General features: G+C 36.8%; 22 protein-coding genes. 19 read left to right on the top strand and 3 right to left on the bottom strand.

The window, feature by feature from the left end; all coding sequences use genetic code 11:
• The first annotated feature begins 114 nt into the window (after positions 1-114).
• Genes HU137_RS00575 through HU137_RS00555 form a run of 5 tightly spaced genes read left to right on the top strand, consistent with a single transcriptional unit; the run spans position 115 to position 4,109 of the window.
• Positions 115-771, top strand: a complete 657-nt coding sequence (locus HU137_RS00575) for a SanA/YdcF family protein (protein ID WP_182041867.1) — start codon at positions 115-117, stop codon at positions 769-771.
• A gap of 1 nt (position 772) precedes the next feature.
• Positions 773-1,399 (top strand): uridine kinase, encoded by a 627-nt coding sequence (gene udk / locus HU137_RS00570; RefSeq protein WP_182041866.1) that lies wholly within the window; start codon positions 773-775, stop codon positions 1,397-1,399.
• Entirely contained in the window at positions 1,396-1,743 is a 348-nt protein-coding gene (locus HU137_RS00565; protein ID WP_182041865.1) for an FtsB family cell division protein, read from the top strand. The genes udk and HU137_RS00565 overlap by 4 nt, the downstream gene beginning before the upstream one ends.
• Positions 1,744-1,749: 6 nt before the next feature.
• Positions 1,750-3,015 (top strand): methylmalonyl-CoA mutase family protein, encoded by a 1,266-nt coding sequence (locus HU137_RS00560; RefSeq protein WP_182041864.1) that lies wholly within the window; start codon positions 1,750-1,752, stop codon positions 3,013-3,015.
• Positions 3,012-4,109, top strand: a complete 1,098-nt coding sequence (locus HU137_RS00555; RefSeq protein WP_182041863.1) for an AI-2E family transporter — start codon at positions 3,012-3,014, stop codon at positions 4,107-4,109. The genes HU137_RS00560 and HU137_RS00555 overlap by 4 nt, the downstream gene beginning before the upstream one ends.
• Positions 4,110-4,401: 292 nt before the next feature.
• Here HU137_RS00555 and HU137_RS00550 read toward each other — a convergent pair whose 3' ends face one another.
• On the bottom strand, positions 4,402-5,700 hold the full coding sequence (locus HU137_RS00550; protein WP_220457164.1) for a mechanosensitive ion channel family protein: 1,299 nt from the start codon (positions 5,698-5,700) through the stop codon (positions 4,402-4,404).
• Positions 5,701-5,885: 185 nt separating this feature from the next.
• On the opposite strand from HU137_RS00550, the gene HU137_RS00545 reads away from it, so the two are divergent.
• The 11 genes from HU137_RS00545 to HU137_RS00495 all read left to right on the top strand — a co-directional run bounded on the left by HU137_RS00545 (position 5,886) and on the right by HU137_RS00495 (position 16,793).
• Positions 5,886-7,058, top strand: a complete 1,173-nt coding sequence (locus tag HU137_RS00545; protein WP_246361457.1) for a class I SAM-dependent methyltransferase — start codon at positions 5,886-5,888, stop codon at positions 7,056-7,058.
• Positions 7,059-7,109: 51 nt separating this feature from the next.
• Positions 7,110-8,045 (top strand): hypothetical protein, encoded by a 936-nt coding sequence (locus HU137_RS00540; RefSeq protein WP_182041862.1) that lies wholly within the window; start codon positions 7,110-7,112, stop codon positions 8,043-8,045.
• Positions 8,046-8,091: 46 nt separating this feature from the next.
• Positions 8,092-9,024 carry a polyprenyl synthetase family protein gene (locus HU137_RS00535; protein WP_182043276.1) on the top strand — a complete coding sequence of 311 codons (933 nt, stop codon included), beginning with the start codon at positions 8,092-8,094 and terminating at the stop codon, positions 9,022-9,024.
• 157 nt (positions 9,025-9,181) lie between these two features.
• Positions 9,182-10,504, top strand: coding sequence for an OmpA family protein (locus HU137_RS00530; protein WP_182041861.1), 1,323 nt, complete (start codon positions 9,182-9,184; stop codon positions 10,502-10,504).
• A gap of 4 nt (positions 10,505-10,508) precedes the next feature.
• Positions 10,509-11,171 carry a hypothetical protein gene (locus tag HU137_RS00525; RefSeq protein WP_182041860.1) on the top strand — a complete coding sequence of 221 codons (663 nt, stop codon included), beginning with the start codon at positions 10,509-10,511 and terminating at the stop codon, positions 11,169-11,171.
• A gap of 2 nt (positions 11,172-11,173) precedes the next feature.
• Entirely contained in the window at positions 11,174-12,115 is a 942-nt protein-coding gene (locus HU137_RS00520; protein WP_182041859.1) for a hypothetical protein, read from the top strand.
• Positions 12,116-12,127: 12 nt separating this feature from the next.
• Positions 12,128-12,916 (top strand): hypothetical protein, encoded by a 789-nt coding sequence (locus tag HU137_RS00515; RefSeq protein ID WP_182041858.1) that lies wholly within the window; start codon positions 12,128-12,130, stop codon positions 12,914-12,916.
• 2 nt (positions 12,917-12,918) lie between these two features.
• Positions 12,919-13,539 (top strand): hypothetical protein, encoded by a 621-nt coding sequence (locus HU137_RS00510; RefSeq protein WP_182041857.1) that lies wholly within the window; start codon positions 12,919-12,921, stop codon positions 13,537-13,539.
• A gap of 15 nt (positions 13,540-13,554) precedes the next feature.
• Positions 13,555-14,238 (top strand): hypothetical protein, encoded by a 684-nt coding sequence (locus HU137_RS00505; protein ID WP_182041856.1) that lies wholly within the window; start codon positions 13,555-13,557, stop codon positions 14,236-14,238.
• Between the two features lie 53 nt (positions 14,239-14,291).
• Positions 14,292-14,912, top strand: a complete 621-nt coding sequence (locus HU137_RS00500) for a response regulator (protein WP_182041855.1) — start codon at positions 14,292-14,294, stop codon at positions 14,910-14,912.
• A 15-nt stretch (positions 14,913-14,927) separates the two neighbouring features.
• On the top strand, positions 14,928-16,793 hold the full coding sequence (locus HU137_RS00495; protein WP_182041854.1) for a tetratricopeptide repeat-containing sensor histidine kinase: 1,866 nt from the start codon (positions 14,928-14,930) through the stop codon (positions 16,791-16,793).
• Here HU137_RS00495 and nhaA read toward each other — a convergent pair.
• Both nhaA and holA read right to left on the bottom strand, forming a co-directional pair.
• Positions 16,783-18,120 (bottom strand): Na+/H+ antiporter NhaA, encoded by a 1,338-nt coding sequence (gene nhaA, locus HU137_RS00490; RefSeq protein WP_182041853.1) that lies wholly within the window; start codon positions 18,118-18,120, stop codon positions 16,783-16,785. The genes HU137_RS00495 and nhaA overlap by 11 nt on opposite strands.
• 60 nt (positions 18,121-18,180) lie before the next feature.
• Positions 18,181-19,188: a DNA polymerase III subunit delta gene (gene holA, locus HU137_RS00485; protein WP_182041852.1), complete on the bottom strand. Its 1,008-nt coding sequence runs from the start codon at positions 19,186-19,188 to the stop codon at positions 18,181-18,183.
• Here holA and HU137_RS00480 point away from each other — a divergent pair.
• The 3 genes from HU137_RS00480 to HU137_RS00470 all read left to right on the top strand — a co-directional run bounded on the left by HU137_RS00480 (position 19,187) and on the right by HU137_RS00470 (position 22,709).
• A complete protein-coding gene (locus tag HU137_RS00480) occupies positions 19,187-19,648 on the top strand; it encodes a type I restriction enzyme HsdR N-terminal domain-containing protein (protein WP_182041851.1) in 462 nt (153 codons plus the stop codon). The two genes, holA and HU137_RS00480, sit on opposite strands and share 2 nt — an antisense overlap.
• A gap of 296 nt (positions 19,649-19,944) precedes the next feature.
• The gene (locus HU137_RS00475) at positions 19,945-20,346 is read left to right on the top strand and encodes a MarR family winged helix-turn-helix transcriptional regulator (protein WP_246361456.1); all 402 of its coding nucleotides are present in this window, start codon (positions 19,945-19,947) and stop codon (positions 20,344-20,346) included.
• A gap of 8 nt (positions 20,347-20,354) precedes the next feature.
• The gene (locus HU137_RS00470) at positions 20,355-22,709 is read left to right on the top strand and encodes a 3-hydroxyacyl-CoA dehydrogenase/enoyl-CoA hydratase family protein (protein ID WP_182041849.1); all 2,355 of its coding nucleotides are present in this window, start codon (positions 20,355-20,357) and stop codon (positions 22,707-22,709) included.
• Positions 22,710-22,739 lie beyond the last annotated feature (30 nt).

Raw genomic sequence — 22,739 nt, 5'->3', positions numbered from 1 at the left:
TCCGCTCAGCATAACTGAAAATGGATGTTGGATGTTTGGACGGATATTAGATTAAGGTACATCGGAGTAGGTATTTAAAAATTGTTAAAGTCATTTTGGCGAATTAAAATGGAAATGAAAACGATATTGAGAAGGTTTTGGAAAATGGTATTGGGAGGGATCATTCTTTTTACCAGTATTTTGTTGTTTTCCAACTTTTGGGTGGAACATGAGTCGAAAGGAAAAACCTATGATGATCTTCAAGAAATTCCGGAAAATCCGACTGGTTTGGTGCTCGGGACAAGTAAAAGAGTGCGAGGTGGAGGTGAAAATTTATATTTCAAATACCGGATGCAAGCCGCTGTAGAATTATTCAAATCCGGAAAAGTGAAATTTCTCATCGTCAGTGGTGACAATTCGATCATGGAGTACAACGAGACCCGAGACATGAAAAATGAACTGATCAAAATGGGAATTCCGGAAGATAAAATCGTGGAGGATTTTGCAGGATTTAGCACACTCGATTCGGTTTTGCGCGCCAAGGAAGTGTTTGGGCAAGATTCACTTACCATCATTTCCCAAGAATTTCATAACGAACGCGCCATATTTATTGGTAAAAATCACGATATTTACAGCCTGGGATTTAACGCAAACAATGTCCCAAAAGGTTATAGTACGATCACCATTACTAGAGAATATTTTGCGAGGGTAAAAGCCCTATTGGATGTTTATATTTTGGAGACTATGCCTAAATTTTATAAGGATAAAGAATCATTTCCAAACGAAGAATAATATGCTTATCATAGGAATAGCCGGTGGAACCGGATCCGGGAAAACAACCGTTGTACGAAACATTTTGAAACACCTCAATACTGAAAATGTGTTGGTCGTTTCACAAGATAATTATTACAAAGACCATCAAGATCTTTCCTTTGATGAAAGAGAAAAAATCAATTTTGACCATCCAAGATCCATCGATTTTGAATTGTTGACTTCACATGTCCAACAATTAAAAAATGGTCTGACCGTTGAACAACCGGTTTATTCGTTCATAACCCACAGCCGAACAGACGAAACCCTGATTACACCTCCGAAAAATGTCATCATCGTAGAGGGAATTCTGGTTTTGACAGATCCTGCGCTTCGCGAATTATTTGATTTGAAAATTTATGTTCATGCTGATTCGGACGAAAGATTGATCAGAAGAATTCAACGGGATATTTCTGAAAGAGGACGGGATTTAGATGAAGTTTTGAATCGATATCGAACTACCTTAAAGCCCATGCATGTTCAATTCATCGAACCATCAAAAAATCATGCAGACATCATCGTTCCAAACATGAAAAAGAAAAACGAAGCAGCGATAAGACTGCTTTCTACTTTGATAAAAGATAAATTAGCCTCAACAGTAGAATCATGAATCCCAAAAAAGATAAAATACAAACCTCCAAATCAGGTAGATGGTACCGTTTTTTTCTCAATAAATACTTGATCGTTACCGTTTTATTTGTAGTTTGGATGTTCTTTTTTGACCAAAACTCCTATTTCATTCATAAAGAATTGGATAGTGAAATAAAGGAATTGGTAAAAGATAAAAAATATTATGAAGAAAAATTGGAAAAAGAAACGATTCAAATTCATCAAATGAAAATAAATGCATCTGAAATAGAAAGAGTTGCGAGAGAAAAGCATTATTTGAAAAAAGAAAATGAAGACGTTTTTATCGTAGAGGAGCAAAAAGTAAAAAAGCAGGAACAACCTTAATTGAAAATGGAGGATTTTAAACAACTGAACCCACAAGAATGGAAACTTAAAGTCCAAGCTGAATTGGCAGGACTGGATTACAATGAAGTGCTGGTATGGGATACAGCTGAAGGAATTCAGATCAAACCGGTTTATACCCAAGAAGATCTTTTGCAAACCGTTTTTCCGATTCAAACTACAAAAGATTGGAAAATCATCGGTCAATTTTTACCTGATGCAAATCAAGATACATCTTATTTATATGGTTTGAAAATTAAGGACCAACAAATTGATAAACTGAAAAGTTTACCGGAATATTTGGATTTATTTTTTGATTTAGAGAAGCCATTTGAAGTATTGTCAAAAAATAATTTCGCTTCGTTTAAAAACCTCAAATATTTGGGATTGGATGTTTTAGGACATTTTGCTGAATCAGGAGATTGGTACCGATCAGAGGAAGAAGATTTAGCATTGGCTGAAAAATTAATAGATGAAGGAAATTTCGCAAAATCAGTAGAAGTAAATGCTTCCCTTTTTCAAAATGCGGGAGCCAATCATGTACTTCAAATCGCTTTGGCGATTTCTCAAGCGGTCGAATACCTAGAGACATTGGGAGAAAAAGTTGCTCCAAAATTATATTTCAAAGTAGCAGTTGGCGGAAATTATTTTTTTGAAATTGCCAAATTAAGAGCACTTCGAAATCTTTGGGAACTGATTTTGGCCGAATACAATTCTGACGCTGAAGTTTACATTTTGGCGGAAACTTCGCTTCGTAACAAATCCGTTTTGGATGTGTACAATAATGTGATTCGTTCTGGTCTTGAAGCCGCCGCCGCAGTTCAAGGAAAAGCAGATGTGGTGTATGCTTTTCCGTATGATTCCATAGGAAAATCCAGTGATTTTAGTGAAGAATTGGCTTCCAAACAACAATTGTTATTACAAAAAGAATCTTATTTCGATAAAGTGATGGATCCCATTTCGGGAACTTATTTCATTGAGAATCTGACCGAATTGATGAGCAGAAATGCTTTGGATTTGTTTAAAAAATTAGAAGAAGAAGGTGGGTTTTTAAAAGGACTTTTTGAAGGAAGAATTCAAAAAATGATTCAAAAAAGTGCAGATCGAGAACAAATGGCGTTTGATGAAGGTGAAATGATTTTAATCGGTGTCAATAAATTCCGAAATCCTTCCGATCAACCCAAACCAGTAGAAAAACCGAGCCTTCCGATCATGACCCAAATCCAACCTATCATCAGAAAAAGATTGGCAGAAAAAATAGAATCCGATTTATGACACCCAAACAGCTATCCTACGGTATTTTAAGGGCGTTAGGAATAGCTGCTTTGATTTGTTTTGCATTGTATTTTCTATGGTTGATTCGTTCCGTTTTTGCGTATCTCGCGATCGCATTTGTGTTGGCGATGATCGGTCGTCCGCTTATGAATTTGATGCACAATAAACTAAAGATTCCCAACTGGATCGGCTCGATTGTCACGATTTCGCTTTTTGTGTTTCTGATTTTTGCATTTGTGAGTTTGTTCATTTCGCTTGTGCTCAACGAACCTTATCGGTTGTTAGGGAATTTCATTCATATGGATCGATTTGAAGATGCAGTTTCTAACCAAATCAAATTACTGTCAGATTCCTTAGGTTTTTTAAACATTCCTCTTTTGGAAAGTTTTCTGAATGATGCTGTGAAAAATGTGAACATCAAGAGTTTTTCCGGAATGTTTGGCGATTCGATCACCACATTGGGCGTGTTGATGATCGATACTTTTTCTGTGATGTTCATCACTTTTTTCTTTTTGCGCGACAGGGATTTGATCAATAAAATGATCGTCGCCATCGCTCCAAAAGGTGAAGAAATGAGGTTTGAAAACGTGCTGGACAAAACCAAAGATTTGTTGTCAAGGTATTTCATCGGTTTGACTTTGCAAGTCTTGATCATGTTTACCTTTTATTTTATCATATTGCTTTCATTTGGGATCAATTACGCAGCGGTAATTGCATTGATTTGTGCTTTGCTCAATCCGCTTCCCTACATCGGCCCACTTCTGGGAGGTGTGATCATGGCGAGTTTGTCGATGAGTGATTTGCATGGTTTAGGTTTAGATTTTCGAGCAGAAATCATCCCGACGGTTTTATGGATCATGTTCTGGTATACCCTTACGCATGTTTGGGACAATTTCATCAACCAACCACTTATTTATTCGCGAAGCGTAAAATCCAATCCACTCGAAATCTTTTTGGTCATCTTGATCGGTGGGATTTTATTTGGCGTAATCGGAGTAGCCATCGCCGTTCCGGCTTATACGGTTTTGCGAGTTGTTTTGAAAGAATTCTTTTCCGAATATAAAATCGTGCAGAGCATCACGAAGAATTTATAACTTCGAATTTAGTACACAATAAAAATTATATAGGGTTGATAATGATGATCTTAACGACATAGGAGGATCTTTATGATGATTTATTTTTCATTGTATCCGCCTTTGGCGGTATAGAGATACGTCATTTATTTTCATGATTCTATGTTTCACGAAAACTAGAAACTATTTCAACTTATACGCACTGATTAAAAAGAAAAAACAATGTATTTATGTAGCTGAATTACAATCTATTATTTTTTTTTGTGTGTACTGAAAAGTTCGATTAAACATTAGCAAACTCAGGTTTAAAGCATTAACTCAACTGAAATTCCTTGAAACTTCCCAATTTCCGTATGTCATCTGAAGCCGGAGATTCAAAAACTTCCAAATTAAAGAATTTTACCGCAGCCAGAAGATGGTCAAAAACATCAGACATTAAATCTTCATACGTCGTCCAATTGATGTCCGTTGAAAACATATATAACTCAAGTGGCAAGCCTAATTCTGTAGGAGAAAGTTGTCTGACCATCAAAGTCATGTTTTGATGAACACCCGGATGGTTTTCGACATATTTTTTGATGTATTGTCTGAAAAGTCCCACGTTGGTCATGTTTCTACCATTTACAGGCATGCTTCTGTCAGGGAAGTTTTCTGAATTGTATCGGTCGATTTCTGCTTGTCTTTTTTCGATAAATGGAGCGAGGAGTTTGATCTTTTTCAATTCTTCAATTTCTTCAGAATTGACATAATGGATGGACGAAATCTTAATATTTACCGCTCTTTTGATCCTTCTACCACCCGAATCCTGCATTCCTCGCCAATTTTTAAAAGAATCGGTGATCAAATAATAAGTAGGAATGGTCGTGATTGTCTTATCCCAATTCTGAACTTTCACCGTGTTGAGATTGATCTCCACAACATCACCATCTGCACCATATTTGGGCATTTCGATCCAATCTCCAATTCTTACCATGTCATTTGTAGCTACTTGGATACTGGCGACAAAACCTAAAATCGTATCCTTAAAAACCAACATCAAAATCGCCGAAGCAGCACCCATCGCCGTCAAAAACGCCCAAGGTGATTTTCCGGTAAGCGTAGTGAAAATCACGACTCCACCTATGAAAACCAGTAAAATATTGATCACCTGTAAATAACTGTTCAGCGGTTTTCCTTCAAATGCCTTTTGGGTTTTGAATAAATCTCTTAAGGAACGCAAAAGTGAGTTGATCACCATCAACCAACCGACAACCAATAGGATGTTGAAAAACTTTTCAAGTGGAGAAATCCAATCTTCGAAATGAGAAAAAACCAACTCCACAACCGGAAAACAAGCGTAGATCAATATCAATCTGGAAAGATTGAGCATCATTTTATTTCGGACCAAATAATCATCAAATTGATTCTTTGAATTTTTAGAAACTTTCACCAAAAAATTCAAGAAAAATTTCCACAAAAGAAACTGCAACCCAAACAATAAAATGCCCAGTACGATCATCAGTCCAAATGTAGTAGCAAGATGCGAAGAAGTCTCAGGCCATCCCCATTCTAGGATTTTTGCATGTGTAAATTCATACATATAATCTTGCGGATCCATTTTCATTAAACTCATAAAACTTTTTGATTGAACGCTCCTACGGAATGGTGGAGCCAATTTGTAATTGCAAATTTAGAAGAAATTGCTTGGAGATGAAAATATTTTCGCCCAACATTCATCATTTAAAAGATTGATTTTCTTATAAAAATCCTATTGTATTCAAATATTATTTTTCCATTAATTTTGTCCTTATTTGCACCATGATGAACCATCAAATTTTGGAAACTGAAGTTCAAGAATTCATTTTACAACACCAAAAGGAAGATTTTCGGGTCATTTCTTTGCGTAAATCTCCTTTTCCAACTGTTTCTTCTGCAGAATTGGCGCAGCAAATTAAAGGTTTCCAAATCGCCAAATCCAAATTTCCTTTTTTGTCGGAAACGAAAGCGATTTTTTATCCGCCCAGTTTAAATCTCGAACAAGCCTCTTCATGGACTACAGCTCAATACAAATCAAAACTGGTTTCAGGAAATACGTTGATCGATTTAACAGCCGGAATGGGAATCGATGCTTTTGCGTTTTCCAAAGAATTTGAGTCCGTTACCGCATTGGAAAGAAATGCTGAATTAGCGGAAATCTCAGCGCATAATTATCATGTTTTAGGTCAAGGTAATTTAAAATATTTAGCCATAGATTTCGAGACCTTTTTTCATGAAAATCCTGATCAAAAATGGGACGTAATATATCTGGATCCGGCTAGAAGAAAAGGTTCGCAGAAAAAATTTTTATTGGAAGATTTAGAGCCCAATTTATTGGAATGGATGACTGAATTATTAAGTCGAACCGAAACTTTGATGGTCAAACTTTCACCTCTTTTGGATCTGAAAATGCTCATCGACCAAATTCCACAAATTCATGAAATTCATCTGGTTGCGGTAAAAAATGAAATGAAAGAACTGTTGTTGATTTGCAAAAAAGAAAACAATGTCAATCCTATTATCAAAGCTGTAAATTTAGAATCGAATCAATTTGAATTTGTATTTCAATTTTTAGGTGAATCTAAAGTTGAATCCCAATTATCTTCTGTGAAAAAATACATTTACGAACCCAATTCTGCCGTGTTAAAATCGGGTGCTTTTAAATTGGTTGGGCATCAATTTGATTTGGATAAATTGGAGAAAAACACGCATCTCTATACTTCAGAAAATCTGGTGAAATCTTTTCCCGGAAAGGTTTTTAAAATTATTGAAGAAATAAAAGACGCGAAAAAAACGATTCAAAACCAAGCTTTTCATGTGGTTTCAAAGAACTACCCGATGTCGGTTGAGTTGATTCGAAAAAAATACAATTTAAAGGAATCGGAAGCGCAAACTTTAATTTTTACCCAAAGTATTTCGGGGAAACATATTCTGAAGTCTGTGAGACTGCTATAAAAACCTGAAACTTTTTAATACCTTTGGGGAGCAAAAGGAGAATTCACTTCCATGAAGAATTATACAGTAGCTGTCATATTTATTTTGAATTTTTTGAATCTTTCAGCTCAAATGAAAATCGATACCTTGGATATCGAAAATTATCAAATCAAAACGTTGGAAATTTCAGAGAAACTAAAAGAAATTTCTTCGTTAGAGATCATAGATGGTCATTATTGGGGACAAAATGATAGTGGCGGAAAACCGGAACTCTATAAAATCAACCCAGAAACCGGGAAAATCATTCAAACGGTTAAAATCACCAATGCTGAAAATAGAGATTGGGAAGAATTGGCTGTAAGTGATCAGTATTTTTTCATCGGAGATTTTGGGAATAACAATGGGAAACGAAAAGATTTGGCGATTTTTTATTTTCCAATTTCAGAATTGGAATCAAAGAAAAAAGAAATTTCAGTAGAAGTTCAGAAAATCGAATTTTCCTTTCCGGAACAAAAAGATTTCGACCCCGGAAATAAGAAAACCAATTTTGACTGCGAAGCCATGTTTTATTACAAAGGAAAATTGCATTTGTTTACAAAAGAATGGTCCAATCTGGCTACCAGCCATTATATTTTAGATATCAAACCGGGAAAACAACAAGCAATAAAAGTGGAAACTTTTAAAACCAATTATTTGGTGACCGGCGCCACTATAGATACCAATCCGATTTCCAATACTCATGGTTTTTATCTCATCGGTTATACGCCTGATGGTGTGGCTTTTATCTCAGGATTTTCATTGCCCAAAAATGGAAAAGAACTGTTGTTTAGCAATAAATTGAACAAGTTTAATTTGCCACTTGGTTTTACAGCGCAAGTTGGTCAAACTGAAGGAATTTCTATAAAACCTGACAAACCAAGTGTGATTTGTTTCAGCAATGAAGATTTTAAATTTAAAACCTTCCATGTGGAACAAAGTGTTCAATGTATCCATTCTTTAGCCGAATAAAGTGAAAAAAACTGTTGAAAATATAAAAGCACCGATTGCGGAAGAGATGAAACTTTTCGAGACGAAATTTTATCAGTCGATGAAAAGTAATGTTCCGCTTCTGGACAGGATTACGCATTATATCGTACGCAGAAAAGGAAAACAGATGCGGCCGATGTTTGTATTTCTCACTGCGAAATTGACCGGTCAATTTCAGGAAAGAAGTTACAGGGCAGCTGCGCTGATCGAATTGATTCATACGGCAACTTTGGTTCATGATGATGTCGTGGACGATTCCGATATGCGTCGTGGTTTTTTCTCTCTCAATGCGCTTTGGAAAAATAAAATTGCGGTTTTGGTCGGTGATTATTTATTGTCCAAAACTTTGATTCTTTCGACTGAAAATGAAGATTTTGATTTGTTGAAAGTCGTATCGGTCGCGATAAAAGAAATGTCCGAAGGTGAATTACTTCAAATCGAAAAAGCACGCAAACTCGACATCACGGAAGAGGTTTATTTCGAAATCATCCGACAAAAAACCGCAACGTTGATTGCAGCTTGTTGTGAAGCCGGCGCGAGATCTGTGGGTGCAGAAGAAGAAATTTGTAAGAAGATGCACAGATTTGGGAATTTGGTGGGGATTGCGTTTCAAATCAAAGATGATTTGTTTGATTATACGAGTTCGGATATCATCGGAAAACCGGTGGGAATCGATATCAAGGAACAAAAAATGACTCTTCCGCTGATTCATGTTTTGAATAAAGTGTCGAAACAAGAAAAAGATTGGTTGATCAATTCGGTGAAACGTCACAACCAAAATAAAAAACGTGTGCGTGAAGTTATTCAGTTTGTGAAAGATAACGGCGGGATCGAGTACACCCAAAAAACCATGGAGCAATACACGGCTGACGCACTTCAAATTTTGGATGAATTCCCTGAAAGCGAATACAAAACTTCACTTCGCACCATGGTCAACTATGTGATGGAACGGGAGAAGTAGGCTTGTGATTTATAAATTTCTCAATAAATCAATCAAATAACCACTCATCAACTTCACGGTCAGGGAAAACCCTGAATTGAAATTTCCATATTTTCCCCGAAATATAGTCCTTGTTTTCACATCAATTTTGTCTTTGAAATTTTAATCCATTTCAAAGATGAAAAAAATAAGTACATTTTTATTTATGATGCTTGTACTCAACTGTTTTGTGAGTGCTCAAATCAATAATCCCACAGATGTGGCAAAAGGAAAAGCAACCCAAAAAGTCAACCAGAAAACCGACGAAGCCATCGATGCCGGAATCGACGCTATAGAAGATGGGATCAATTCGGTTTTTAAAAAGAAAGACAAGAAGAAAGACAGTGGTAAAAAGGAAAATCCAAAATCTAAACCTTCTCACACAAATTCCTCGAATTCAAACACGAATCCGAATGAGGATGAAACCGATTTTTCGGAATACGAAGGATCTACTTTCGTGTCGGGGAAAGAAGTATTGTTTTTTGAAGATTTCAGTACGGCGCAAATAAGTTCTGGTAGCGGGAATTGGTTTGTAAATAATTGGGATCAGGAAAATCCTGCACAAATCACTTCTTTAAATGGGAAGGATGGAAACTGGTTGAAAATCCCAAGATACGGACATTTTTTTCCAAACGGATTTAAAAATCTTCCCGATAACTGCACCATCGAATGGGATATGTACATAGATGCAGAAACGGTTTCGGAAATGCAAAGTGGATTAAGATTTAGTTTTGTTGCAAGAGACGACCGCGAAAATTTTGATTTGCATTTCAATGAAAAACCGGAAGTAACCCTCGATGTACATCCCTATGGTTCGGAAGGGTTTCTCAATATTTCCGCTACCCGCGAATATGGATTGGACCCGGAAATTCAGAATTTCTATACCAAAACCTATAATAATACCTGGAAATCAAATGAAATCAACCGGATGGCAATCTCCAGAAACGGAAATTCCATTAAGATTTTTCACAATGGAAAAGAATTGGTTAATCTTCAAAATGCTTTTCTGAAAAAGGGAAATTATACGTTTATGATGAGTTCCAATCAATGGGGAAACGGGATGTATATTACCAATGTACGCGTAGGAGGAAAAGTTCCCAATGCCACGCAAGAAATAAAATCAGATGGGAAATTCGTCACCAATGCTATTTATTTTGATGTCAATTCTTCACGAATTAAACCCGAATCTTGGTCTATTTTGAACAACGCCGCTCAAGCCATAAAATCAATTTCCGGTACTATTTCCATTGTCGGTCATACCGATGGCGACGGTTCGGACGAAGCGAATTTGACTTTGTCAAAAAATAGAGCAGAATCGGTGAAAAATGCTTTGGTTAACGAATTTGGAATCGATGCTTCCCGATTGCAAACCGATGGAAAAGGGGAATCTCAACCCATTGATTCCAATCAAACCACTTCCGGAAAGGCGCAAAATCGTCGGGTAGAATTTATCAAAATCTAATGCTATGAAGAGGTCAATTTTAATCGGTTGTTGTTTTCTGATTATTCTTTCCTGTAAGGATTTAGGCGATTCTATTCAAATTTCGGAGGATTTTACCATCCAAACGATCATCGAAATCATGAAAAAACCGACAACCATTTCCAAAGAGAAATTGGCGGAAATAGCCGAAGCAGATGAAGAAAAAATCAAGATTTACAATGAAAATTTTTCACCGGACGTTTCCAAACGTATGGTTCTATACAGTTGGCCAAATGGACAGAAGGAATCGATAAAAACCCGTTCAGGAAAAGAATTGAACATAGAAAAATTTAATTCTTTGGGAATGGGTTTGGTCAAACGAATTTCAAAAAAGGATTTTCAAAATCAATTTGAATCCAAAGATTTCGTTCAAAGCGAAATTGATCGGATCACAAATGATCAATCCGTTGATGCAGACATCGCCATTTCTGAAGCAAAATATTTGGCCAAAAATTCCAAAATCCAAAAATTTGAGAAATGGGAAAATATCGGAGAATCAGCTTATTGGGAAACACCTGTAAATGCATTGCATGTCTTTGTAGACGGGATTTCTTTTACCGTTACCACCAATTTCCCAGACGAAAAATTGAGCCGAAATAAAGCAATAGCTTTTACAAAGTTAATAATTGAAAATCCATTAAATAATTGAATATGAAACGATTGTTAGTTGCCTTATTTTTGATGATTTCGCCAATTATTTTGGCCAAAAAACTGATATTGGCTACGTGTGAGATGGGAAATGGTTGTACATTTCAATTATCTGAACTCGATGCTACGGAATACGATATTGTCGACGGAAATACGGAAAATTATTACGCCAATTTACCGGAAAATGCCATTGTGGTTGATGTCAAAGTCGATGGAAATTGGGAAAATTATGTCGAATTGGAGATGAGTCGTTCGCAGTTGGATAAATTTTATGGTGGCGATGGATTTACGATGATTTATCCATTCAATCCTAATTTTCAACCTTTGGATGGCCAATGGAAAATATCGATCGGAACAGTCGTAGGCGATGTTTGTTATGGTCAAACTTCCAATTTGTTCAAATCCATGTTGGAAGGAAAATCCCAATCTGGAATCGTTACATTCCCCAAACCCTTTCATGGTCGTTTTTTGATGAATAGTTCCGATGTGAAATGGATGCGCATCCGCCCAAATTTATACAGAGGCTATTTCGGGAATCATGCCATGAACATGGTTTTTATCGCCGAATTGAAAAATGAAAAATTGATAGAAGGTCTCATCACGGTAACCATTCGGGTGCCGACAAAAGAGGATTGTATCAATAAAATTCCGATTTCCTATACCTGTGTAAAACCAAAAGAATGGGAAGATCCGGTGGATTGGGATGCCCTGGAAAATGAAAATCCAAAACCCAATGTTCCCTTGATTGAAAACGATCCAAAACCCAATGTTCCCTTGATTGAAGACGATCCAAAACCCAATGTTCCTTATCTGGAAGATGAAGACGATTTGTTGCCGGTCGTGCCAAAAGAGGATGATTTATTGCCCGTTGAGCCAAAAGGAAATCAGCCCAATGTTCCGAGGATTGAAGATCCAAAACCCAATGTTCTAAGAATTGAAGACTAAAAATAACATCAAATGAAAACAAAACTATACACCATTTTATTTCTATCGCTCATTTTGATAAGTTGTAGCGAGGATAAAAACAAATTGACATATTCAGGCGAAATCGATTTGGAATCGGCGATTGAAAATGCGGAAAGCCGAAGAAAATTGGATCCGAATGCTTCGGGTGGAAATTCCTGTTTGCTCGATTACCAAAAAAAATACGACCAATTGGTTTCCGAAATCGATGTGCTTAAGGCTACCGGATTTTCGAAAGAAAAATTGGAAACCAAATACCAAAAAGTGATGAAAAGTCCGGAATACCATGAATTTTTATTCAAATTTAAAAACAAACGTATAGGGAAAGTCAGAGGACTTACGCGTGAAATGGAAATTCCCGATATCGTTAAGGTAAGAGGAATAAAAGCGATGTCTTTAAATGATTTTGAAAATAATTATCGGGCTTTGACCGATGAAGAAATGGATTTGGCCAATCAAGCGGTAGACGATATTTTGGAAGGAAAATCGGGCGAAGCCGAAGCCGAAGCTGCGGTAAAAAAAGCGGAGGAACAAAACATAAGCAAAGAACAAGTAAAAGAAGTTTCCGGAAAATTAATGGATGCATTCAAGGAGGTTTCAGAAGGTTACCGAAAAGTAATGAATTTGGGTGATGCAGCACGATGGAATTTGGTGACAAATGAATTGGTGGTTTTGCAAAACGGAGTGAAATTCGAATTGATGATTGACGTAAGCAATGACCCAAAGATCAACCAAAAAGTTGCTTTTGATTTAGCCCAAATTATTTTAAACAAATGTAAATAAATATGAAAAATTATGTAGGAATGCTGGGGATCCTGTTTTTTATGGCCACCGGTTGTAATAAATGGGAGGAAAAGAAAAACGAACTAAAAACCGAAATGATCGAGAAAGCAATTGAAACGGCTTCCGGTCAGGAAATTGACGCTTTGGATATCAGTCATGTCGAAGAAAATGCTGCTGTTGTCGATATTCAAATAGGAGATGAAAACATCCAAAATCAATTTACCAACGGATTTGGAAGTATTACCGCCTCAAAAGAAACCATCGCCATTACCATCGCGGGAAGTGAAAACGGGCAAGACAATATCCTGATGGCTTTTACAGGAAAAGATCTTACAACCCTGCGTCCCATCAGCGGGAAAATGGTGGTGGGAGAGAACGATGGATTTACTTTTTCAAAAACATTCATTAAAGACAATTCGATGGAAATTCAAATGTCTTTTGAGGCGGAAGGTGAAATCACCCAATTGCAAAAAGACAAAGTCGTGATAAAAGTAAAAGGAAAAATCGGAGCAGCGATGGACGTTGAGAAACCGGAAAATTGGAAAGACTATGAAGGAACTATTACGTTGCATCATCCTGTTTTTCAAGCTTTGGGAAGTTCTAAAGATGATTTTATCTATTAATTCAACCTAAATTTTATGAAACCATTCTTTCTCATTCCGATTTTACTTCTTTTTTCATCTTCTGTCTTTGGGCAAATTAGTTACAAGGAAAATTCGGAAATCAATTTTACCCAAGCTTGGGTTTGGGAATATAAAAATGAGCTGATTCCGGAAAATGAATTCGGGCATCAGGGAGAAATGGTGGTTTATTTTCATCCGGAGCTCCAATATTGGTTATTTACAGTGGAAGCGTATGGAGTTTCGGGTGAAATGTTTGATTGGATACTGGCAAAACCGGATGGAAGTTTTTGGATGCAAGCAAAAGACGAGTTCGGGAAATCGATTCGTTGGGAAGAAAAATTAGAATTTAAAGAAGTAAAACACATTCCGGAATATTATTTTGAAACCGGTGAAACAAAAATATTCAATCAAAATGACTTGGGATATGAGCCTATTTTGGGAAAAGAATTCAAAATGAAATATGAAAAAACGGAAGATGAAACCTGTATACATTTAGCTGAATTTCCTATAAATTTTGATCCGATTTATTTTTTCAACAAATTAAATTTAGAAGCCAAAATACCCGTTGATTTTCCAAATAATTTGCCCGGAAACCAATTGGTATTGGGAGATAAAACTCAACTGGCCAACGGTCAAATACGCTATAAATTAAAAGAGATCTCAAACACGGAATATTTCGTGTATTTGCACCAAAATTAAAATGGAAAACCAATCAGATTTTCATTATTTTTAGAGTTCTCTAAAATATACGGATGAAAATTCTGATTGCTGACGATCACTTTTTGGTTTTGGAAGGTTTGGAAATGCTTTTGAACACATTTGATTTTGTGGAAAAAGTAGTAAAAAGCGAGGATTTTAATCAACTGAAATCGGCTATGGAACAGGCGAAATTTGATATTCTCTTGTTGGATATTCATTTCGGGCGGCACGACGGCCGCGAAATTATTTCGGAAATTAAAAAACGAAATGAATCCATGAAAATCATCGCACTGACCAGTCATTCTGATTCGTCGACCATAAAATCGGCTGTAAATGCGGGTTTTGACGGTTATTTATTAAAGATTGACGGACGAGATGAAATTCAGCGCGCTTTGCAAAAAGTGATGGAAGGCGAAAAATATTTCAGTTCCAAAACCCAACAGGTATTTTTTGAAACCCAAACGACCAAAACAAATGTAGATTTGACCGAACGGGAATTGGAAGTTTTGCAATTGATCGTTCAGGAAAAAACGACCAAAGAAATCGCCGACCAATTGTTTCTCTCGGAAAAAACCATCGAAACCCATCGCGGAAACATCATGCTCAAACTCGAGGCCCGAAACATCGCCGGAATCGTCAGGAAAGCGATTATGCTGGGATTGGTAAAAGTTTGAAAAAAAAAATCACTTATGAAAAAAATAAGCCTTCTCTTTTTATGTTTTATTTCGATTTCCTTGTGGGCACAAAATAGACTAGACCCAAACCTCAGTCCTGATTATGCAAAAAGGATCAAAGAAATAGAAAATTGTTTGCAATCTGAACATCCGAATTGTACCGTTTTATTTGATAAATTGATACATAACGGAAAAAAGGAAAAAGTAGATTTTCTGGATTTTCTCTATTTTAAAAAAGCCTATTATTTTATGAGCAAAACCGAAATTGATTCGGCGATGCGCTACGCAAATTTGGCGTTAAAAAATCCAAATCCTGTAAAAAAATACCGGTCCGATCTGGATGCGTTTAATCTGTTGGGAAATGTACATTATTACAAAGGGAATTTGGATAAAGCGATAAAATCCTATTTGAAAGCGGCGGAAATTTTGGAAGAAGGAGGAAATCCTTTGCATTTGGGGTATTTGTATTCCAATATTGCTACTTTACTCGGAGAATCGGGAAATGATGATAAACAAATCGATTATTTGAAAAAATCCTATGCACTCTTAAAAGAAAACAATGATCAGCGTTTTATTGCAACGGTGGCCAGTAATTTGGCATTAGGATATTATTTTAAAAAAGATACGGCAGAAGTAAAAAATTGGGCAAAAAAAGCATTAGAATTGGCAGAACAATCCAATGATTTAATCGCCAAAACCCAATCGAATAATGTTTTATCCCTAATCCAAAAAGAGGAGAAGAAAGCATTGGTCTACAGTGAGAAATCGATTCGGTTTGCGGAAGAATTAAACAATCCTATTTATTTGGCTTCAAGTTATTATCGATATGCAGATGTTTTGGATCGATTGGGTCGTGATGCTGAGGCGTTGAACTATGCTGAAAAAGCAGTTCTGGCTTCAAAGGAAGCGGGAGACAATGTTAATTTGATGAAGGCATCTTTTACCGCTGCCAAAATCAATTTCAAAAATGGAAATAAAACCAAAGCTGCCGACTATTATCACACCTACTCTCTTTTTAAAGATTCCATTTCTGCCGGTGAAAATGCAAAAGAAATATTTGAACTGAATACCCAATACGAAACCGAAAAAAAAGAAAAACAAATCGCCGAACAAGACCTGAAAATCCAGAAGCAACGCGCCAATTTATTGTATGTCATTTTGGGTGGAGCATTAGCGGTTTCCTTATTGGGCGGATTTTTCATCTACAATCGGAAAACCCAAAAACTCAAATTCCAAAAACTCCAACAGGAAAAAGAAAACGCCATTTTGAATTCCTTCATCCAAGGCGAAGAACGAGAACGGAACCGGATTTCTTATGAGTTACACGATGGAGTTGCTGCGATGATAGGCGCTGCAAAAATGAGTTTGGAAACGATTCTCCATTTGCCGGAAGAAAAGCAAGCCGAACAAATCCAAAAAGTTGCTCAAATCCTTGATCATACCCATGCAGACGTTCGGCATATCGCACATAATTTATTGCCAACTGTTCTGGAAAACGAAGGCATCATCAAAGCCACGCATCATTTTGTATCGGAAATCAACCAAACCCGTTTGATCAATATTTCGGTGGTGGATGAAAACAGCGGAGCAGAAAGGGTTTCCCAACAACTTCAATTGATGTTGTTCCGGATCATTCAGGAATTGGTGAACAATATTATCAAACATTCACAAGCAGAAAATGCGGTCATTTCATTTGGTCGAAATCAAAATGGACTTCAAATCGAAGTCACCGATGACGGCGTTGGATTTGATGGAGAATTAGGTGAAGGAAACCAAGGATTGTACAGCATTTCCCAAAGATTAAAATCCATAGGAGGGAATTTTAAATTTGCCAAGAAAAAAGACCGAGGCATGCAAGCGGTAGCCGAAATTAAGTTGTAGCTTTTCTGCTCTCTCTGCTCAAAACCCAATATCCTAAAATCCCACCTACGATAGAAGCGGTAAAAATACCGATTTTGGCTTGTGTCATGTATTCCGGATGGCGGAACGCAAGCGAAGTAATGAAAAGCGACATGGTAAATCCGATGGAAGCCAAAAGCCCCAACCCAAATAAATTTCGGAGATTCATTCCGTCCGGAAAAACCGCAATTTTCATTTTTACGGCCAACCAAGTAAATCCAACGACGCCGACTACTTTCCCGATCAAAAGTCCTAAAGCGACTCCGAGGGCTACATTGGTTTCAAATATTTGATCAAATTCTATGTCGATCAATGAAACACTCGCATTGGCCAAAGCAAAAATCGGAATGATCACAAAAGTGACAAATGGATGCATGGCATGTTCCAACTTTTGTAAAGGAGGCGTAGCATGATCGGTCGCTTTTTTTACCTTTTCCAATACATGTAATTGTTCATTGGTCAAAGTTGAAATCGCATTATTAGGGTCTAAATTTTTAAATCGATTCAAATATCCTTGAATTTTTTCGATGTAATAATTTTCTCGAATTTTTACATCAGCCGGAATGGTAAAAGCTGCCAAAACAGCTGCAATGGTAGCATGAACTCCTGAAACTAAAAAAGATGTCCAAACGCCCAAAATCCCTAAAATTCCATAAAATAAAATATTTCTGATCCCCAATTTATTGCCGACATACATGATCAATAAAAAACTCAATCCAAAGACCAAACTGACCATGGAGATTTCGGAGGTGTAGAAAAACGCAATCACCAAAACAGCTCCCAAATCATCTACAATCGCCAAGGCTGTAAGAAAAACTTTTAAAGTCAGCGGAATTCGATTTCCTAAAAGATACAAAACACCTAAGGCAAAGGCGATGTCAGTCGCCATCGGGATTCCCCATCCATGGTGCGCATCGCCGCTAGGATTTAAGGAAAGATAGATCAAAGCAGGGACGACCATTCCACCGATAGCAGCAAAAATGGGAAGCATGGCTTTTCTGGGATTGGAAAGCTCTCCGGCTACGATTTCTCGTTTCAATTCTAGTCCTACGACAAAAAAGAAAATGGCCATCAGACCGTCATTGATCCAGTGATGGATGCTGTATTCAAGTGCGATTCCTCCGTCAAAATAAAGTCCCAATTTATGCTCAAAGAAATGATGATATTCTTCTGCCCATGGAGAATTGGCTAGAATCATCGCAACGATGACACTTAAACCGAGCACCAATCCACCCGATTTTTCTTGTGCGATGAAACTTTGGATTGGTTGAACGACTTTGTCAATTGGGAATTTTCGGGTTGCACTCATTATTCAATTTTCTAGAGCCGCAAAGATAAAATTTTTGAGGGATTTTGAAGGGGTTGAGCACTATTGAATGAAAATCTTAAATAATAATTCTTGTAGTAAATCTCCCTGACTGGTGTTTCCGGTTGCACCTACACCTTTGCTTTTTACATCTGTTTCTCGTAAAAGTGAAATGATGCGTGTTGCTTTTTTTAAAGGATAATTTTTAGCTGCGACTGTTGCGTCTTTCACAAAAAATGGATGAACGCCGAGTTCTTTGGCTATATTTCCTTGGGATTTGTCGGTCAGTGAATGGAAAATGATGATATTGGAAAAAGTTTGATACAAAATAGAAAGCGTCACTACGAGAGGATTGTCCTTCGGGTTTTGGCTGAAATATTTGATGATTTGGAAGGCTTTTGGCGCATTTCGGGTTTCGATGGCATTTCTCAATTCAAAATTATTGTAATCCTTACTGATGCCTATGTTTTTTTCAACGATTTCAGGTGTGATTTTCCCATCTTCAGCGACGATTTTTAACTTTTGAAGTTCATTGTAAATCCTCCCTAAATCAGACCCTAAAAATTCTGTCATCATGAATTTAGATTTGGTTTCAAGAGCCAAACCCATTTCTTTTGCAGTTGTTTCAATCCAATCTGGAATTTGATTTTCATATAATTTTTTGAATTCTAAAAGAATACCATTTTTCTGTAAAGTTTTTCCCAACTTTTTTCTTTTGTCCAGTGTTTTTCCTTTGTAATTGAAAACCAATACAGTAGAAGGTTGAGGGTTTTCTGCATAGGATTCCAACTGATCTATGGATCTGGAAAGATGCTGGGCTTCTTTTACGATGATGACTTGTCGCTCAGCACCCATAGGAAATTGTTTGGCCAAACCGATGATGGCACTCATGTCTGTATCATTTCCATAGATGATGGATTGGTTAAATCCTTTTTCATCATCAGTCAACACTTCGTTTTCGATGGTTTTGGAAATTTGGTCGATAAAAAAAGCTTCGTCACCCGAAAGAAAATAAAGGGGAGCAATTTTTTTGTTTTTAATATCTTTGATGATGCTATTTGGCTGACTCATGAATGCGTTAAAATTACCTCAATTAAATTTTCCCGAAAATTACCAATTTCGATTCAAACAAGAAGCGGATTTGGTTTACATCTTTTGCACAATCCGTAAAAAATGGTTGGTGCTGACACCGGAAGAATGGGTGCGTCAAAATGTTGTCCAATTTCTAATGGAGGAAAAAAAATATGCAAAATCAGCCATTAACACTGAAGTTGTCGTTTCTCTATACGGTATGAAAAAAAGAGCCGACGTCATCGTCTTCAAAAAAGAAAAACCCTTTATCATCATCGAATGCAAAGCACCTTCGATTCAAATTTCGCAGGAAACCTTTGACCAAATTGCTCGGTATAATCTTCAATTAGATGCTGATTATTTGATGGTTACCAATGGTTTGGGTCATTATTATTGCCAAATGGATTTAGAAAATCAGAAATATCATTTCTTGAAAGATTTACCAGTAAAACTTGATTGAATTTTTCACATCATTTCATTTTAGTTAAATGATGAATGACTTTGGTTTTGCGTAGATGATTTGAAATTAATTCAGCCAATTTTCTTAGAAATTGATTGAAAAGGATACTTAAATTATCAATTCATCGGTTATTTGTCAGTTTCGTTAAATAATTGTAAATTAAGAAAATTATTTCATTTTACTATGCGTGCATAATAAAATTGATTATATTTGTTATTCTCTAATGAAAAAATATGGGTAATACTGATTTAACGATTGACCAATATCTAAGGTCTACCTGGTTGACAATTCAAAAGATGTACAACGAACAAGCATCCAAATTCAATTCGACCATGGTCATGGGATTTACTTTATTGTCCATTGATCCAAAATCTGGGACGCCAAGCACCTCATTAGGTCCTAAAATGGGAATTGAACCAACGAGTTTGTCTCGAACCTTAAAAAATTTGGAAGAAAGAGGATTGATCACCAGAAAGCCGAATCCGGAAGATGGAAGAAGTGTATTAATTGTACTTACTGAAGATGGTTTGACCATGCGAAATGTCTCAAAAGAAGTAGTATTGAATTTTTATGATTCCATCCATCAAAAGATTTCCGTTGAAGAATTGAACATATTTTTTAATGTACTGCAAAAAATAAATGCAATAGCTTCTGACAAAAAAACATTTGATAAAAAAAAAGAATTAACGCTTAAATAAAATATAAAATGAATAGGCACATAAGAAAGGTAACCGTTTTGGGGTCCGGTGTGATGGGATCAGGAATTGCATGCCATTTAGCCGGAATCGGTGTTCAAGTGGTGTTGCTTGATATGCCATCCGAAGGACCAGACCGAAATAAAATAGCAAGAGATCATTTGAACAATGCGCTAAAATCCAATCCTTCTCCGATTTATGATAAAAAATTTGCTTCGCGAATTGAGGTTGGAAATTTTGAAGATGATTTAGAAGGAATAAAAAATTCGGATTGGGTGATCGAAGTGATCATCGAGCGTTTGGATATCAAAAAGCAGATGTTTGAAAAGGTGGATCAATTCCGAAAAGAAGGAACACTGATTTCTTCTAACACATCCGGAATTCCTATTCATTTGATGTCAGATGGTAGGTCAGAAGATTTTCAAAAACATTTCTGTGGAACGCATTTTTTCAATCCGCCACGCTATTTGAAATTATTTGAAATCATTCCCGGTCCCAAAACCGATGCTTCCATAATTTCATTTTTTGAGCATTATGCAGAAAAGTTTTTAGGAAAAACACCGGTTTTATGTAAAGATACACCCGGATTCATAGGAAATCGAGTAGGTGTTTATTCGATGGCCAAAGTGATGGAACTGGCGCAGGAAATAGGATTGACCATAGAAGAGGCAGATACGATGACAGGAAGCATACTTGGAAGACCGAAAACCGGAACCTTTAAATTGGCCGATTTAGTAGGTTTGGATACGGCCGCAAACGTAACCAAAGGATTGCAACAAAACTGTCCGGATGACGTGTTGATTCAAGATTTGAAACCATCCAAAGTGATGGATTTTTTGTTGGAAAACAAATTTTTGGGAGACAAAACTCGAAAAGGATTTTATTATAAAGAAATAGACAAAGAAGGCAATACCAACCGATTTGCTTTGGATTTAGAAAAATTGGAATATCGACCGTTAGAACGAGCGAAAATTCCGGTTTTAGAGATGGCCAAACAAGCCGGAAGTACACGAAATAAGTTGGGACTAATTTTAAAAGACAAATCCAAACACGGAGAATTGATCCGAAAACATTTCGCGAGTTTGTTTGCTTATGTTTCTCGAAAAGTCCCTGAAATTTCCGATACGCTCTACCGAATCGATGACGCGATGAAAACCGGTTATGCTTGGAAATACGGACCTTTTGAAACTTGGGATTTGGTTGGGGTGAAACAAGGATTGGAATTATTGGAATCCGAAGGATATGAATCGGCAACTTGGGTAAAACAAATGCTTGAGTCAGGAATTGAAACTTTTTATCAGGTAAAAGATGGGAAGAAATATTTCTATGATATTACATCCAAACAATATTCCTTAATTCCAGGGCAAGATGCTTTTATCATATTGGACAACATCCGAAAAACCACGGAAGTTTGGAGCAATCCGGAAGCCAGTATTCAGGATTTAGGCGATGGAATTCTCAATTTAGAATTTCGTTCAAAAATGAATTCGATTGGCGGTGGTGTCATCACTGGAATCAACAAAGCGATTGAATTGGCAGAAAAAGAACATAAAGGATTGGTCATCGGAAATCAAGCCGATAATTTTTCGGTTGGTGCCAATTTGGCGATGATCATGATGATGGCTGCCGAACAAGATTGGTGGGAATTGAACATGGCAATCAAAACTTTTCAAGATACGATGATGAAAGTTCGCCACAGTGCGATTCCGGTTGTCGTTGCGCCACATGGGATGTCACTGGGTGGCGGATGCGAAATTTCGCTTCATGCTGATAAAATAGTGGCAGCCGCAGAAACTTATATGGGACTAGTAGAAGTTGGTGTCGGGGTAATTCCGGGTGGTGGTGGAACCAAAGAAATGACACGACGCGCTTCACTTCATTTGATGCAGGATGATGTAAAAACCAATCATTTGCGTGAAGCGTATTTATCGATTGCCATGGCCAAAGTAGCAACTTCAGCTTATGAAGCAAAAAACTTAGGATTCATACGAAACGAAGACATCATCGTTGTCAATAAAGACCGCCAAATTGCAGAAGCAAAAAAACAAGCGATTTTATTGGCTGACTCTGGTTATACGCAACCGATTCCGGAAAAAGTAAAAGTGCTCGGAAAAGAAGCGATGGGAATGTTTTATGTCGGTTCTGACCAGATGGTCGCCGGAAATTATATTTCGGAACATGACCGATTGATTGCCAATAAATTGGGGTATGTGATGACGGGAGGAAATCTTACGGAAGCGACCGAAGTTTCGCAGCAATATTTATTGGATTTGGAAAGAGAAGCTTTTTTATCGCTTTGTGGTGAGAGAAAAACATTGGAAAGAATTCAGCATATGTTGAAGACAGGAAAACCATTGAGAAATTAATTGTATAAAGTATATTGTATTTCTGTATAG

Source organism: Moheibacter lacus, assembly GCF_014042165.1.
Taxonomy (GTDB): Bacteria; Bacteroidota; Bacteroidia; order Flavobacteriales; family Weeksellaceae; genus Moheibacter; species Moheibacter lacus.
The sequence above is the reverse complement of the archived record's forward strand: the minus strand, read 5'-3'. Positions and strand labels throughout refer to the sequence as shown.

What these genes read in the sequence shown, in the direction of transcription:
- HU137_RS00575 (WP_182041867.1), top strand. Translation starts at nt 115, where the DNA reads ATGAAAACGATATTGAGAAGGTTTTGGAAAATGGTATTGGGAGGGATC.
- udk (WP_182041866.1), top strand. Translation starts at nt 773, where the DNA reads ATGCTTATCATAGGAATAGCCGGTGGAACCGGATCCGGGAAAACAACC.
- HU137_RS00565 (WP_182041865.1), top strand. Translation starts at nt 1,396, where the DNA reads ATGAATCCCAAAAAAGATAAAATACAAACCTCCAAATCAGGTAGATGG.
- HU137_RS00560 (WP_182041864.1), top strand. Translation starts at nt 1,750, where the DNA reads ATGGAGGATTTTAAACAACTGAACCCACAAGAATGGAAACTTAAAGTC.
- HU137_RS00555 (WP_182041863.1), top strand. Translation starts at nt 3,012, where the DNA reads ATGACACCCAAACAGCTATCCTACGGTATTTTAAGGGCGTTAGGAATA.
- HU137_RS00550 (WP_220457164.1), bottom strand. Translation starts at nt 5,700, where the DNA reads ATGAGTTTAATGAAAATGGATCCGCAAGATTATATGTATGAATTTACA.
- HU137_RS00545 (WP_246361457.1), top strand. Translation starts at nt 5,886, where the DNA reads ATGATGAACCATCAAATTTTGGAAACTGAAGTTCAAGAATTCATTTTA.
- HU137_RS00540 (WP_182041862.1), top strand. Translation starts at nt 7,110, where the DNA reads ATGAAGAATTATACAGTAGCTGTCATATTTATTTTGAATTTTTTGAAT.
- HU137_RS00535 (WP_182043276.1), top strand. Translation starts at nt 8,092, where the DNA reads ATGAAACTTTTCGAGACGAAATTTTATCAGTCGATGAAAAGTAATGTT.
- HU137_RS00530 (WP_182041861.1), top strand. Translation starts at nt 9,182, where the DNA reads ATGAAAAAAATAAGTACATTTTTATTTATGATGCTTGTACTCAACTGT.
- HU137_RS00525 (WP_182041860.1), top strand. Translation starts at nt 10,509, where the DNA reads ATGAAGAGGTCAATTTTAATCGGTTGTTGTTTTCTGATTATTCTTTCC.
- HU137_RS00520 (WP_182041859.1), top strand. Translation starts at nt 11,174, where the DNA reads ATGAAACGATTGTTAGTTGCCTTATTTTTGATGATTTCGCCAATTATT.
- HU137_RS00515 (WP_182041858.1), top strand. Translation starts at nt 12,128, where the DNA reads ATGAAAACAAAACTATACACCATTTTATTTCTATCGCTCATTTTGATA.
- HU137_RS00510 (WP_182041857.1), top strand. Translation starts at nt 12,919, where the DNA reads ATGAAAAATTATGTAGGAATGCTGGGGATCCTGTTTTTTATGGCCACC.
- HU137_RS00505 (WP_182041856.1), top strand. Translation starts at nt 13,555, where the DNA reads ATGAAACCATTCTTTCTCATTCCGATTTTACTTCTTTTTTCATCTTCT.
- HU137_RS00500 (WP_182041855.1), top strand. Translation starts at nt 14,292, where the DNA reads ATGAAAATTCTGATTGCTGACGATCACTTTTTGGTTTTGGAAGGTTTG.
- HU137_RS00495 (WP_182041854.1), top strand. Translation starts at nt 14,928, where the DNA reads ATGAAAAAAATAAGCCTTCTCTTTTTATGTTTTATTTCGATTTCCTTG.
- nhaA (WP_182041853.1), bottom strand. Translation starts at nt 18,120, where the DNA reads ATGAGTGCAACCCGAAAATTCCCAATTGACAAAGTCGTTCAACCAATC.
- HU137_RS00480 (WP_182041851.1), top strand. Translation starts at nt 19,187, where the DNA reads ATGAATGCGTTAAAATTACCTCAATTAAATTTTCCCGAAAATTACCAA.
- holA (WP_182041852.1), bottom strand. Translation starts at nt 19,188, where the DNA reads ATGAGTCAGCCAAATAGCATCATCAAAGATATTAAAAACAAAAAAATT.
- HU137_RS00475 (WP_246361456.1), top strand. Translation starts at nt 19,945, where the DNA reads ATGTACAACGAACAAGCATCCAAATTCAATTCGACCATGGTCATGGGA.
- HU137_RS00470 (WP_182041849.1), top strand. Translation starts at nt 20,355, where the DNA reads ATGAATAGGCACATAAGAAAGGTAACCGTTTTGGGGTCCGGTGTGATG.